13 protein-coding genes are annotated in these 13,670 nt (G+C 71.5%); 6 read left to right on the top strand and 7 right to left on the bottom strand.

Annotation, left to right across the window (positions count from 1 at the left end; genetic code table 11):
* Positions 1-49: 49 nt before the first annotated feature.
* Positions 50-916, bottom strand: a complete 867-nt coding sequence (locus AC5WRL_RS27340) for an HAD hydrolase family protein (RefSeq protein ID WP_496091384.1) — start codon at positions 914-916, stop codon at positions 50-52.
* Between the two features lie 405 nt (positions 917-1,321).
* On the opposite strand from AC5WRL_RS27340, the gene AC5WRL_RS27345 reads away from it, so the two are divergent.
* The 5 genes from AC5WRL_RS27345 (at position 1,322) to AC5WRL_RS27365 (ending at position 5,892) form a co-directional block, all read left to right on the top strand.
* Positions 1,322-2,251: an LLM class flavin-dependent oxidoreductase gene (locus AC5WRL_RS27345; protein ID WP_496091358.1), complete on the top strand. Its 930-nt coding sequence runs from the start codon at positions 1,322-1,324 to the stop codon at positions 2,249-2,251.
* A gap of 117 nt (positions 2,252-2,368) precedes the next feature.
* Complete coding sequence (locus tag AC5WRL_RS27350) at positions 2,369-3,328, top strand: ABC transporter ATP-binding protein (RefSeq protein WP_496091359.1); 960 nt, start codon at positions 2,369-2,371, stop codon at positions 3,326-3,328.
* On the top strand, positions 3,325-4,242 hold the full coding sequence (locus AC5WRL_RS27355) for an ABC transporter permease subunit (RefSeq protein ID WP_496091360.1): 918 nt from the start codon (positions 3,325-3,327) through the stop codon (positions 4,240-4,242). Before AC5WRL_RS27350 ends, AC5WRL_RS27355 begins: the two co-directional genes overlap by 4 nt.
* Positions 4,239-5,156 carry an ABC transporter ATP-binding protein gene (locus AC5WRL_RS27360; protein ID WP_496091361.1) on the top strand — a complete coding sequence of 306 codons (918 nt, stop codon included), beginning with the start codon at positions 4,239-4,241 and terminating at the stop codon, positions 5,154-5,156. Before AC5WRL_RS27355 ends, AC5WRL_RS27360 begins: the two co-directional genes overlap by 4 nt.
* A 13-nt stretch (positions 5,157-5,169) precedes the next feature.
* The gene (locus AC5WRL_RS27365; protein ID WP_496091362.1) at positions 5,170-5,892 is read left to right on the top strand and encodes an ABC transporter permease subunit; all 723 of its coding nucleotides are present in this window, start codon (positions 5,170-5,172) and stop codon (positions 5,890-5,892) included.
* A gap of 58 nt (positions 5,893-5,950) precedes the next feature.
* Here the strand turns inward: AC5WRL_RS27365 and AC5WRL_RS27370 are convergent, their stop codons facing one another.
* Together AC5WRL_RS27370 and AC5WRL_RS27375 are read right to left on the bottom strand one after the other, a co-directional pair.
* Entirely contained in the window at positions 5,951-6,613 is a 663-nt protein-coding gene (locus tag AC5WRL_RS27370; RefSeq protein ID WP_496091363.1) for a hypothetical protein, read from the bottom strand.
* 326 nt (positions 6,614-6,939) lie between these two features.
* On the bottom strand, positions 6,940-7,320 hold the full coding sequence (locus AC5WRL_RS27375) for a winged helix-turn-helix transcriptional regulator (protein WP_496091364.1): 381 nt from the start codon (positions 7,318-7,320) through the stop codon (positions 6,940-6,942).
* An 82-nt stretch (positions 7,321-7,402) separates the two neighbouring features.
* Here AC5WRL_RS27375 and AC5WRL_RS27380 point away from each other — a divergent pair, with 82 nt between their 5' ends.
* Complete coding sequence (locus AC5WRL_RS27380) at positions 7,403-8,851, top strand: MFS transporter (RefSeq protein ID WP_496091365.1); 1,449 nt, start codon at positions 7,403-7,405, stop codon at positions 8,849-8,851.
* On the opposite strand, the gene AC5WRL_RS27385 is transcribed toward AC5WRL_RS27380, so the two are convergent.
* From AC5WRL_RS27385 to efeB, 4 genes are all read right to left on the bottom strand, one after another.
* Positions 8,837-9,721: an HAD family hydrolase gene (locus AC5WRL_RS27385; RefSeq protein WP_496091366.1), complete on the bottom strand. Its 885-nt coding sequence runs from the start codon at positions 9,719-9,721 to the stop codon at positions 8,837-8,839. The genes AC5WRL_RS27380 and AC5WRL_RS27385 overlap by 15 nt on opposite strands.
* Positions 9,718-10,998, bottom strand: coding sequence for a serine--tRNA ligase (gene serS, locus AC5WRL_RS27390; RefSeq protein ID WP_496091367.1), 1,281 nt, complete (start codon positions 10,996-10,998; stop codon positions 9,718-9,720). The genes AC5WRL_RS27385 and serS overlap by 4 nt, the downstream gene beginning before the upstream one ends.
* A 457-nt stretch (positions 10,999-11,455) precedes the next feature.
* Positions 11,456-12,388 carry a prephenate dehydratase gene (gene pheA, locus AC5WRL_RS27395; protein WP_496091368.1) on the bottom strand — a complete coding sequence of 311 codons (933 nt, stop codon included), beginning with the start codon at positions 12,386-12,388 and terminating at the stop codon, positions 11,456-11,458.
* Positions 12,389-12,422: 34 nt separating this feature from the next.
* The gene (efeB, locus tag AC5WRL_RS27400; protein WP_496091369.1) at positions 12,423-13,667 is read right to left on the bottom strand and encodes an iron uptake transporter deferrochelatase/peroxidase subunit; all 1,245 of its coding nucleotides are present in this window, start codon (positions 13,665-13,667) and stop codon (positions 12,423-12,425) included.
* Between the last annotated feature and the right edge of the window lie 3 nt (positions 13,668-13,670).

Below are 13,670 nucleotides of genomic sequence, written 5' to 3' on the forward strand. Positions count from 1 at the left end.
GGCCTGTCTGATGGATAGGGCCCAACCGGCGCTATCCCTCAGACAGGCCCTAGCCGCCCGCCAGGAGCCGTTCGATGACCACCGCCACCCCGTCCTCCTCATGGGAGGCGGTACGCCGTGCGGCGGCGGCCAGTACCGCCGGATGGGCGTTGGCCATCGCGTAGGCGCGGCCCGCCCAGCGCAGCATCTCCAGGTCGTTGGGCATGTCCCCGAACGCCACCACCTCGCTCGCCGCGATGCCCCGCCGCGCACAGTGCAGGGCCAGCGTGCCGGCCTTGCTGACGCCGGGTCCGCTGATCTCCAGCAGCGCGGTGGGGGAGGACCGGGTGATCTCACCGAGCCCGCCGGCCACCGAGCGGGCGAGCGCGAGGAAGGCGTCCGGGTCGAGCGCGCGGTGGTGCGCCAGCAGCTTGAGCACCGGCTGGGCGGCGTACGGGCTGTCGTCGGCCAGCAGTTCCTCGATGGGGGTGACGCCGACGACGGTCGGGTCCTCCTCGTGCAGCGGTGGGTAGCCGGTGGCGTAGTGGATGCCGCCGGCGCGTTCGACGGCGAAGGTCACCCCGGGGGCGGCGGCCCGCAGCGCGGCGATCAGGCCGAGCGCGTTGCCCACCGGAAGCGGGCGGGCCGCCACCAGCGCGCCGCCGCGCCGCAGATCGACCAGGGCGGCGCCGTTGCCGCAGATGGCCAGGCCCTCGCCGGTGGCGTGTTCGCGTACCAGGGTCATCCAGCGGGCCGGGCGGCCGGTCACGAACAGCACCTCGATCCCGGCCCGGGCGGCGGCGGCCAGCGCGGCGGCGGTACGGGGCGAGACGGTGTTGTCCCCGCGCAGCAGGGTGCCGTCGAGGTCGGTGGCGATCAGCCGGGGGAGCGTGGCCGGGGTGGCCGGGGTGCGCGCGGCAGGGGTGGCGGGCGCTATGACCGGCGGGGGGAGAGTGAGGGTGGTGGTGCGGGCGACTGGTGAGGACACAGAGTCAGGCACAGTCATGCAGCATATGCCCGCCCATGCGTGCGGGACCCCCGCGCGGATGAGCCGGTGCCCGTGGGCGGCGATTTCCTGACCGGAAAAGATCCAGCGGGCTTCCTCACTTGGGCGCCGTCCGCCCCCGAGGACGGGCCGCGCGGCGCGTCCGCCGCGGATCGTCGCACGGCGGAGAGCCGCCCCAACGGGGCATCCCCCGCTCGATCGGAGAACTCGGGCGAGAGGTGACGCGGGTGGTTCGACGGGGCGGCGCGGTTCCCCGGGCCGCCGGGCCGCCGTGCCCGGCCGGGCCGCCCGGCCCGTGGGGCACAGGTGCGCCGGCAGGGCACTAGGCTGCCTCGCATGGCTGTCTCCCCCGCCCTCCCCCTGCGGCTCTCCACCGTCATCCTTCCCGTCTGGCGCTGGCAGGAAGGGGGCCGGCAGCGCTGGCGGCACGCCGAGGAGCTGGGCTTCCACACCGCGTACACCTACGACCACCTGTCCTGGCGCACCTTCCGCGACCAGCCCTGGTTCGGCGCACTGCCCACTCTTACCGCAGCCGCGGCGGCCACCGAGCGCATCCGGCTCGGCACCATGGTGATCTCGCCAAATTTCCGGCACCCCGTCACGCTGGCGAAGGAACTGATCACCCTTGATGACATCTCGGGGGGCCGCCTCACCCTGGGCATCGGCGCCGGCGGCTCCGGATTCGACGCCACCGCGCTGGGCCGCGAGGCATGGACGCCGCGCGAGCGCGCCGACCGGTTCGCCGAGTTCGTCCCGCTGCTCGACCGGCTGCTGAGCGAGGGCGGCACCGGCGGGGTCTCGTACCGCGGTGACTTCTACTCCGCGCACGAGGTGCGCAACATCCCCGGCTGCGTACAGCGCCCCCGGCTGCCCTTCACCATCGCCGCCACCGGCCCGCGCGGCATGCGGCTCGCCGCCCGGCACGGGCAGGCGTGGGTGACCACCGGCGACCCGAAGACGGCGGACGGCGGGCCGGCCGAGTTCCTGGCCGGCATCGGCCGGCAGGCGGAGCGGCTGGCCGGCATCTGCGAGGAGGCGGGCCGCGAGCCGGGCGCGCTGGACAAGATCGTGCTGGACTCCTCCCTCGCCCCGGCCGTGAACCCGCTGGAGTCGGTGACCGCGTTCGTCGACTTCGCCGGGCGCTGCGCCGAACTCGGCTTCACCGAGCTGGTGGTGCACTACCCGGTGCCCGACTCGGTGTACGCGGCCGACATGGACGTCTTCGAGCGCATCGCCACCGAGGGCCTCGCCCAGCTGACCCGCTGACCCGCTGAGCGCCGGCCCGCCCGGCTCGCACTCGGGGTGGCCCGCCGCTTCCCCTAAGGGGAAAGGCAGCCGGAAGAGGGACGTACGGTCCCGGTCCGCGGCACTACTGTCTGCCGGGTGAGTGTGATTGCGATCGAAAGCCTGAGCAAGCGGTACCCCGAGGTCACCGCCCTTGACCGGCTGACCGTGGACATCGGGCCGGGTGTCACCGGCCTGGTGGGGGCCAACGGCGCCGGCAAATCGACGTTGATCAAGATCCTGCTGGGGCTCGCCCCCGCCAGCGAGGGCAGCGTGGCCGTCCTGGGCAAGGACGCCGCCCGAGAGGGCGCCGCCATCCGCGAGCAGGTCGGGTACATGCCCGAGCACGACTGCCTGCCGCCCGATGTGTCGGCGACGGAGTTCGTCGTCCATCTGGCCCGGATGTCCGGGCTGCCCAGCACGGCGGCCCGGGAGCGTACCGCCGACACCCTGCGCCACGTCGGGCTGTACGAGGAGCGCTACCGCCCCATGGGCGGCTACTCCACCGGCATGAAGCAGCGCGTCAAGCTCGCCCAGGCGCTCGTCCACGACCCGAAGCTGGTGCTGCTCGACGAGCCCACCAACGGCCTCGACCCGGCCGGCCGGGACGAGATGCTCGGCCTGATCCGCCGCGTCTACACCGACTTCGGGATATCGGTGCTGGTCACCTCCCACCTGCTCGGCGAGCTCGAACGCACCAGCGACCACATCGTGGTCATCGACGGCGGCAAGCTGCTGAAGTCGCAGTCCACCGAGAGCTTCACGGAGACCACCACCACCCTGCTGGTCGAGGTCACCGACTCCGACACCCACCCCGACGGCGCGGACGCGCTGCGCGCCGCCCTGATCGCCGCCGGCGTCGAGCCGGTGGTGGAGCCCGGCGCCGAGCCGGGCGCGGCCCGGCTGGTGGTGGTGGAGGCCGGCGAGGAGAGCGTGTACGACACGGTGCGCGACACCATCGCCGATCTGGGCCTTGGCATGGTGCGCATGGAGCAGCGCCGGCACCGGATCGCGGAGGTCTTCCAGGAGGGCCGGGACAAGGAGGGGGCCGCGTCATGAGCACACCCACACAGGCGCCCGGGCCGGCCGCCGCGGCGACCCCGGCCGCACGCATCCACAACATCGGCTACCGGCACTACGACGGGCCCCGGCTGGGGGTGTCGTACGCCCGGCTCTCGCTGTTCACGCACTCGCTGCGCGGGGCGTACGGGCTGGGCCGCTCGGCCCGCTCGAAGGTGCTGCCGTTCACGCTGTTCGCCATCGTGAGCCTGCCGGCGCTGGTGACGGTGGCCGTGGCGGTCACCGTCGGCATGAACAGCCTGCCGATCGGCTACACCAAGTACACGGTGTTCATGCAGCCGATCATCGGCCTGTATCTGGCGCTGGCCGGCCCGCAGCTGGTCTCCCTCGACCAGCGATATCACAGCCTGCCGCTGTACTTCTCGCGGCCGATCGAGCACGCCGACTACGTACGGGCCAAGCTGGCGGCGCTGTCCGCCGCGCTGTTCGTGTTCACCGCCACCCCGGTGCTGCTGATGTACGCCGGCGCGCTGCTGGCCCAACTGCACGTGGTCGACGAGACCATCGGCTTCGGGAAGGGACTGCTGGCGGCGGCCGTCTTCTCCGTACTGCACGCGTCGCTCGCCCTGCTGATCGCCTCGCTCACCCCGCGCCGCGGCTTCGGCGTCGCGGCCGTCATCGGGGCCCTGACCGTGCCGTACTTCGCCGTCACCTCCGTGCAGTTCGTGATGGCGGACCAGGGCAGCCTCGCCGCCTCCGGCTGGCTGGGGCTGCTGTCGCCCGGCTCACTGGTGGACGGCCTCCAGGCCGCGTACCTGGGCGGCAGGACCGACTTCCCCGAGTCGTACGCCCCCTCCGGCGCGATGGCCGCCGCCTACCTCGCGATGATCGCCGCACTGACCGTCGTCAGCTATGTGCTGCTGCTGCGCCGCTACCGGAAGGCGGGACTGTGACCACCATCCGCATCGAGAAGGCATCCCGCTGGTTCGGCAATGTCGTCGCCGTCAATGACGTGAGCGTGCGGATCGGCCCCGGCATCACCGGGCTGCTGGGCCCCAACGGCGCCGGCAAGTCCACCCTGATCCATATGATGGGCGGCTTCCTGCCGCCCTCGTCCGGCGCCGTGACGCTGGACGGGGAGCCGATCTGGCGCAACGAGTCCGTCTACCGGCAGATCGGGCTCGTCCCCGAACGCGAAGGCATGTACGACTATCTGACGGGTGAGGAGTTTGTGCTCGCCAACGCCGAACTCCACGGCCTGCCCGACCCCGGCGCCGCCACCCGCACCGCGCTCGCCACCGTCGACATGACACACGCCGCCGACCGGCGCATCGCCACCTACAGCAAGGGCATGCGGCAGCGCGTCAAGATGGCCTCCGCACTCGTCCACGACCCCTCCGTCCTGCTGCTCGACGAACCGTTCAACGGCATGGACCCCCGGCAGCGGATGCAGCTGATGGAACTGCTGCGCACCATGGGCGAACAGGGCCGCACCGTCCTGTTCTCCTCCCACATCCTGGAAGAGGTCGAACAACTCGCCTCCCACATCGAGGTGATCGTCGCCGGCCGGCACGCGGCATCCGGCGACTTCCGCACCATCCGCCGCCAGATGACCGACCGGCCGCACCGCTACCTGGTGCGCTCCAGCGACGACCGGGCGCTGGCCGCGGCGCTGATCGCCGACCCGTCCACCTCCGGCATCCACTTCGACGCCGAGGAGAAGGGGCTGCGCGTCGAGGCCACCGACTTCCCGCGCTTCACCACTCAACTCCCCCGGCTGGCCCGGGACCACGGGATCCGGCTGCTGTCGGTCTCCCCGTCCGACGAATCCCTGGAGAGCGTCTTCTCCTACCTGGTCAGCGCGTAAAGGAGCCCCCGCGATGTACCACCACACCGTCGCCCGGCTCACCCTCCGGGCCCTGCTGGGCCGGGGCCGGGCCCTCATCCTGCTGGCGCTGCCCGCGCTGCTGATCGCGATCGCGCTGGCGATCCGGATCGTGGGCGGCGCCGACGACCGGGCCGCCACCCAGATCCTCGGCGGCTTCGCGCTGGCCGTCATGGTGCCGCTGATCGGCGTCATCGCCGGCACCGGCGCGATAGCGCCCGAGATCGACGACGGCTCGATCATCTACCTGCTGGCCAAGCCGCTGAAGCGGCACACCATCATCCTGACCAAGCTGTGGGTGGCCATCGGCGTCACCCTGGCCTTCACCGTCATCCCCACCCTGCTGGCGGGGATCATCCTCAACGGCAACAGCCAGCAGATCGCGAGCGCGCTGGCCGTGGCCGCCGCGTCCTCGTCGATCGCCTACAGCGCGGTGTTCCTGCTGCTGGGCACCATCTCGCGGAACGCGGTGGTGCACGGGCTGATCTACGCGCTGGTGTGGGAGTCGCTGTTCGGCAGCCTCGTCCCGGGGGCGCGGGCGCTCAGCATCCAGCAGTGGTCGCTGGCACTGGCGGAAGGGGTGGCCGCGCCCGGCGCGAACATCACCTCGGAGGTGGGCCTCCCCACCGCCGTGATCCTGCTGACGGCCGCCACGGTGGCGGGCACCTGGTACGCGGCCCAGCGACTGCGGGTGCTGACGATGGCGAGCGAGGGCTGACGGGGAAACCGAGAGGGGGCGGGCCGGAAACCGGCCCGCCCCTTTCTTCTGGTGCCGGTTATGGCCGCCCGTGCCGGTACCTACGGCACAGCCGGTTGGCGACGATCGGATCCCCGGCCAGATCCGCGAGCCGGACACTCATCCCGGCGACGATCTGCTGGGTGTTCTTCAGCTCGGTCTCCAGCTGTTGTGTCCTGTCATCCAGCCTGTGGAGAACCATGCCCGCATCCCGCAGCACTGGACCGATGTCGGCGATCAGCCTCTCCAGGGCTGCGACCCGTGGCTCCAGGTCGGAGGAAGGCACTCGGTGTCCTTCGACGGCGTCGAGCAGATAGGCCCGGACCTCGCGCGCGACGGGACTGTCGCGGAGCAGCATGGCGATGTTGAGGACGGTGCGGCGGGTGTAGAGGGTGAGGTGTCGGCGGTTGCCCTGTGGATAACCTTCGTCCGTAGGGTTCATCATGAACCCTACGAACTTCTGCAGGTCAGCGCCCTGCAATACGTTCAGACCACTCTCGATCAGCTCCTCACGGTGCCGTCGAGCAAGGGTCTTAATGGTGTCCCTGTGGACAACGAAGTAGTTGGCGACCAGCGCTGTCGTCACATGCAGCCCATCCGGCAGCAGGGTGAGTGCCTTGACCTTGTCCAGGACATCAGTGCGCCCCCGGACGTTCTCGCGCAAGGTGCGCGATTCCAGCAGTGCTTGTTCTTTGATGATCATGACGAGACGGCCCTCCCAGGGCATCCGTGGACAGATTGACAGGCCCCGTCGAATCCAGGGGCCCGGTGCGCCCATATCCGGGGCTCAGGAGGGGAGTCCTGCTCTACTCGTCACATCACTGGCTCACGGTGGCTGGTACTTCGCTCTACGGCTACCACCGCTCGCATGCTCTTGGCGCCTCATGCTCCTATCGCCCCCACGCGCAATATGACCAACGAGCTGAACGCCAGACGGTCACGCGTTCGGAGCAACGAAAGATACACATAAGGGGCTGTGGATAACTTCCATTTGAGGGGGTCATCTTGACCCTCTCAAATTCCCGCAGGTCAGCGCCCCGGCGCCCCGTCGTACTCCGCCCGGGCCGCCATGATCGAGGTGCGGTGGCGGTCGGCCCAGCCGACCAGGCCGGTCAGATAAGCGTGCAGTTCTTCCGCCATCGGCGTCAGCGCGTACTCCACCTTCGGCGGCACCGTCGGGTACACCGTCCGCTCCAGCAGGCCGTCCCGTTCCAGCTTGCGCAGGTTCAGGGTCAGCATCCGCCGGCTGATGCCCTCGACCGTCCGCTCCAGCTCCGTGAACCGCACCGGGCCGTATGCCGCGGCGACCAGGATGCCGATGCTCCACTTGCCCGCCACATGATCGAGCACCTCACTGATCGGGCACGCCTCGTTGACCTGCGCGGCTACATCCGTGTTACCCCGTGACATAAAAGTGCCTCCTTCCGCCTGCCGTCATGGTTACAGAAGATGGCTGCTGTAACAAGACGTGCACCTTTGGAGGTCAATCCCCATGCGACAGCGCTGGTACGCCCTCGCCGTCCTCTGCATAGGCCAACTCATGGTCATCCTCGACGGCACCATCGTCAATGTGGCGCTCCCCGCCATCCAGGCCGATCTCGACTTCTCCCCGACCACCCTCCCCTGGGTCATCAATGCCTACCTCATCCCCTTCGCCGGGCTGCTCCTGCTCGCCGGCCGGCTCGGTGATCTCATCGGCCGGCCCCGGGTCTTCCTCGCCGGCCTGACCGCCTTCACCGCCAGCTCGCTCCTGTGCGGCCTGGCCACCACCCCCGAACTGCTGCTGACCGCCCGCTTCCTCCAGGGCGCCGCCGGCGCCGTCACCTCGGCCGTCACCCTCGGCATGATCAGCACCCTGTTCACCGAGCCCGCCGAACGCGCCAGGGCCATCGGCCTCTTCAGCTTCGTCCAGTCGGCCGGCGGCACCCTCGGGCTGCTCACCGGCGGCGTGCTCACCGAAGCCCTCAGCTGGCACTGGGTGTTCATCGTCAACGTGCCGATCGGGATCGCCACCCTCGCCCTCGCCCCCCGCTTCCTGCCCGCCGAGCGCGGCCCGGGGCTGCGCGCCGGGGCGGACGCGCTCGGCGCGTTCCTCATCACGGCCGCCCTGATGCTCGGCGTCTACACCGTCGTCGAGACCCCCGACCCCACCTGGCTGTACACCGCCGGCGCGGTCGTGCTCCTCGCCGCGTTCACCGCCCGCCAGGCCACCGCCGCCACCCCGCTGCTGCGGCTGGGACTCTTCCGCTCCCGCGCGCTCAGCGGCGCCCTCGCCACCCACACCCTGCTGATCGCGGGCGTCTTCGGCTTCCAGTTCTTCGGCGTGCTCTATCTCCAGCGGGTCCTGGAGCTGAGCGAGACCCGCACCGGTCTCGCCGTCCTCCCGGTGTCGCTGGCCATCGGACTGCTGTCGCTCACCCTCGCGCCCAGGCTCATCGGCCGGTACGGGCCCCGCCCCGTCCTGCTGCCCGGGCTCGGCCTGCTCATCGCCGGGCTCGGCCTGCTCGGCCGGATCCCGGTCGACGGCCGGTACGCGATCGACGTACTGCCCGCGTTCGTCCTGCTGGGCGTCGGCTTCGGGCTCGCCATGACCGCCATCGCCACCCTGGTGATGTCGGGCGCCGCACCGGGCGACGCGGGTACGGTCTCGGGTCTGTTCAACACCGTGCAGCAGATCGGCGGCGCCTTCGGCCTCGCCGTTGCCAGCGCCTTCGCCGCCTCGCACTCCGCCGGCCTGCTGGCGGCCGGCACGGCCGAGGCGGCGGCCCTCACCAGTGGCTACCGGCTGGGCTTCCGGATCGAGGCCGGCATCCTGGTCGCCGCCGCGCTGGTGGCCCTCACCGTGCTGCGCACGCGCCGCGCCGGCTCACCCGATGCCGATGCCGATGCCGACGCCGCTGCCGACACCCGCGGCGACGTGTCCGCGTCAGTTCCCGGATGAGGGCGCCGACAGCAGCAGCCGCTCCAGCACCTTGGCGATGCCGTCCGCCTCGTTGCCCGCCGTGACCTCGTCGGCCACCGCCAGCACTTCGGGATGGGCGCCGGCCATCGCCACGCCGTGCGCTGCCCAGGACAGCATCGGGATGTCATTGGGCATGTCGCCGAACGCGATCGTGCCGGCCGCCGTCGTCCCCAGCCGACGGGCCGCCAGCGACAGACCGGTGGCCTTCGTCAGCCCCAGCGGCAGCATCTCCACCAGGTCCTCGCCCGAGACGACGAACGCCGCGTACGCGCCCGCCGCCTCCGTACCCGCCGCCGCCAGCCGGTCGTCCGAGAACTCGGGGTGGCGCAGATACAGCTTGCTGATCGGCGCCGCCCACAGCCCCTCCCGGTCGGCCACCGGCCGCGACAGATCCGGGGCGTTGGGGTGCGGTACGGCCTCGGGGTCGTGCCGCCAGGCGAAGCCGGGGGCCATGGCGATGCCGCCCTCCAGACCGTCCAGCGACGCGGCGACCGCGACCGGCCCGATCCGCTCCTCCAGCGCCGCCAGCGCCCGCCGGGCGACCGCCCGGTCCAGTGTCACCGAGGTCAGCAGCCGGTGCTCCCCGGCGTGGTACAGCTGCCCGCCCTGTCCGCACACCGCGAGCCCGGTGTAGCCGAGGTCGTCCAGGATGTGCCGGGTCCAGGCCACGGTGCGGCCGGTGGCCACGATGTGCGCGGCCCCGGCGGTGCCGGCCGCGGCCAGCGCCGCCCGGGTGCGCTCCGAGATCGTCTGGTCGCCGCGCAGCAGGGTGCCGTCGAGATCGGTGGCGATCAGCCGGTACGGGAAGCGCGGGCCGGTCGCGGTGGTGGTCTCGGTGGTGGCGGTCACTTCTTGACCGGCTCCAGCACCTCACGGCCGCCCAGGTAGGGCCGCAGCACCTGCGGCACCCGTACCGAGCCATCGGCCTGCTGGTGGTTCTCCAGCAGCGCGACGATGGTGCGCGGCACGGCGCACAGGGTGCCGTTGAGGGTGGCCAGCGGGCGTGCCCCGGCGCCCTTCTCGCGCATCCGGATCTGGAGCCGGCGGGCCTGGAACTCGTTGCAGTTGGAGGTGGAGGTGAGCTCGCGGTACTTGCCCTGGGTGGGGATCCACGCCTCGCAGTCGAACTTGCGGGAGGCGGACGCGCCCAGGTCGCCGGTGGCCACGTCGATGACGCGGAAGGGCAGTTCGAGGGAGGTCAGCCACTGCTTCTCCCAGCCGAGCAGCCGCTCCAGCTCCGCCTCCGCGTCCTCGGGGGCGACATAGGAGAACATCTCCACCTTGTCGAACTGGTGCACCCGGAAGATGCCGCGGGTGTCCTTGCCGTACGAGCCGGCCTCGCGGCGGAAGCAGGGCGAGAACCCGGCGTAGCGCAGCGGGAGCTGGTCCGCCTCCAGGATCTCCTCCATGTGGTACGCGGCGAGCGGCACCTCCGACGTACCGACCAGGTAGTAGTCGTCCTTGTCCAGGTGGTAGACGTCGGCGGCGGCCTGGCCGAGGAAGCCGGTGCCCTCCATGGCGCGCGGCTTGACCAGCGCGGGCGGGATCACCGGGACCAGTCCGGCGGCGGTGGCCTGGGCGATCGCGGCGTTGACCAGGGCGAGCTCCAGCAGCGCGCCGACGCCCGTCAGGTAGAAGAAGCGGGAGCCGGAGACCTTGGCGCCGCGTTCGGTGTCGATGGCGCCCAGGAGCTGGCCGAGTTCCAGGTGGTCCTTGGGCCCGAAGCCCTCGGCGGCGAAGTCGCGGATGGTGCCCAGGGTTTCCCGGACGGTGAAGTCGTCCTCGCCGCCGACGGGGACGTCGGGGTGCACGATGTTGCCGATGGAGCGGAGCAGGTCCTGGGTACGGGTGGCGGCGTCGTCGCGTTCGGCGTCGGCGGCCTTGACGGCGGCGGACAGTTCGCCGGCCCGGCGCAGCAGCTCGCTCTTCTCCTCGCCCGCGGCCTTCGGGATCTGCTTGCCGAGCTGCTTCTGCTCGGCGCGCAGTTCGTCGAAGCGCACGCTGGAGGACCGGCGCAGCTCGTCGGCGGCCAGGAGTGAGTCGACGATGCCGACGTCCTCGCCACGGGCGCGCTGGGAGGCGCGTACTCGGTCAGGGTCCTCACGAAGCAGGCGAAGGTCAATCACCCCACCAGGCTACCGGTGATTCCGGACGGATTCCCGGGGAATTGATTGATACGCCTTTGTCCGCTTTGTCGGAGTGGCTGGCGGCGTTGAATCCACAGGTCAGGGCCGGGTTTCCCACATGTTTTCCACAGGCCCCCGATCGCCCTGTGGATGAATGGGGGTCACGGTGCGACGGCCCTGAAGTGCCGCCAAGAATTCCCCTTTGAAACACCTTCCACTCGCTCTTTCGAGGGAATCCCGGTGAATCGAACGGTGATTTCCCTCACTCCAAAGAGTTGCCTCGGCGGAATGAGATGACGAAGGGTGATCTGTCCCCTGTGGATGAGGTGTGGACAAGGGGCGGGGTCACCAAGCCGTTATGTCGACAATGACCGATTGTTACCTGCGGAGTTATCCACAGCCAGCCGGGTGGCCCTGTGGATAACCCGCGCATCCCGCCCCCACCTGTCCACAGGCGTCACGCACCGCGTCCGTCCAGGCACCGGGTGAGCCAGTCCGCCGCCCGCAGGAAATCCGGATCCGCGGTCCCCTCCCGTACCGTCGGCGCCACCTCGTCGGCGCGCGGATACGACCCCAGAAACCGTACATCCCGGCACAGCCGCCGCAACCCCATCAGCGCCTCACCGACCCGCCGTTCGGAAATGTGTCCCTCGCAGTCCAGCGAGAAGCTGTACTGCCCGATCCCCGCCCCCGTCGGCCGCGACTCGATCCGCATCAGATTCACCCCGCAGTTCGCGAACTCCTGCAACACCGCCAGCAGCGCCCCCGGATGATCGTCCCGCAGCCACAGCACCACCGACGTCTTGTCCGCCCCGGTCGGCGCCGCCGGCCGGGCCGGCCGGCCCGTCAGCACGAACCGCGTCGTCGCGTTGTCCGCGTCATGGATCTCGGTGACCAGCGGTTCCAGCCCGTACGTGGCCGCCGCGAACTCCCCCGCGAACGCCGCGTCGAACCGCCCCTCCTGCACCAGCCGCGCCCCGTCCGCGTTGGACGCCGCCGACTCCCACTGCGCCTGCGGCAGATGCCGCGCCAGCCAGCCCCGCACCTGCGGCTGCGCCACCGGATGCCCGGTCACCGTCTTGATGCCGTCCAGCGTCGTGCCGGGCCGCGCCAGCAGCGCGAACGCGATCGGCAGCAGCACCTCGCGGTAGATCATGAGCGGCTCGCCCGAGGCCAGTTCGTCGACCGTGGCGGACACCCCGCCCTCCACCGAGTTCTCGATCGGCACCAGCGCGCCCGCCGCCTGCCCGCCCCGTACCGCGTCCAGCGCGGCCGGCACCGAGATCATCGGCACCAGCTCGCGGGTGGCCGCCTCCGGCAGCGTGCGGAGCGCGGCCTCGGTGAACGTGCCCTCGGGGCCGAGATACGTGTAGCGGCTGGCTGCTGTCATGCCGCAACGGTATCCCCTCCCCGGGCGCCGCCGATCAGCCTTCCAGCAGCGCCTGCCCCACGTACTCGCCCTCCGCCGCCCCGCCCGGCACGGCGAACAGGGCGCTCGCCTCGTGCCGCAGGAACGGGGACAGCGCGTCCCCCCGGTCCAGCTTGCGCTGCACCGGGACGAAGCCGCGCAGCGGATCGGCCTGCCAGCAAATGAACAGCAGCCCGGCGTCCGGGGCGCCGTCCGGCAGCAGCCCGTCGTGGTACGAGAAGGGCCGGCGCAGCATGGCGGCGCCGTCGTTGGTCTCGGGGGAGGAGACCCGCACGTGCGCGTTGACGGGGATGACCGGCTTGCCGGCGTCGTCCAGGGCGGCGAGGTCCACGGGGGTGGTCTCGGTGTCGCCGCCGAGCGGGGCGCCGTCGCTCTTGCGGCGGCCGATGACGCGCTCCTGATCGTCGCGGCCCAGCTCCTCCCAGCGGTCCAGGAGCATCCGGATGCGGCGCACCACGGCGTACGAGCCGCCCGCCATCCACGGCGGGTCACCCGCGGCCGGGACGAAGATCCGCCGGTCGTAGTCCTCGTCGGTGGGCCGGGGGTTGTTGGTGCCGTCGATCTGGCCCATGAGATTGCGCTGGCTCATGGGGTGGGCGGTGGCGCCCGGGGTGCGGTTGAAGCCGGTCATCTGCCAGCGCTGGGTGGCGGTGCCGAGCGCGGCGCGGTGCAGGGCGCGCAGCGCGGCGACGGCGACGAGGGCGTCGTCGGCGCCGATCTGGATCCACAGTTCGCCGCCGGAGCGGTCCTGGTCCAGGGCGTCGGCGCTGAAGACCGGCAGCGGGGCGAGGGCGGTGGGCCGCGCGGTGTCGGGGAGGCCGAGGGTGTCGAAGAGGGCGGCGCCGAAGCCGAAGGTGATGGTGAGGGCGCTGGGGCCGGCGTCCAGGGCGATGTGGGTGTCGTCCGCGTCGGGCGCCCGGCCGGCCATCAGTTCGGCGGCCAGCTGCGACCAGCGGCGCAGCAGGGCGGCGGCGGCGCGCCGGTCGGTTCCGGGGTCGAGGTCGTACGCGAGGAGGTGGCCGTGTGTCTGGAGGGGGGTGGTGATGCCGGGCTGGTGGGTGCCGTGGAAGGGGTGGGCGGTGCTGCCGATGGTGGTGAGCGGGGTGGTCGCCGGGCCGGCCTGGGCGGTGCCGAGCAGGGTGCCGCCGGTGGCTCCGACGGCGAGCGAGGCGGCGCCGGTGGCCCCGGCGGTGCCCAGCAGGCGGCGCCGGCTGATCGGACGGTGGGTGGGTTCTGGCATGGC

This window comes from Streptomyces sp. NTD107, from assembly GCF_059510435.1.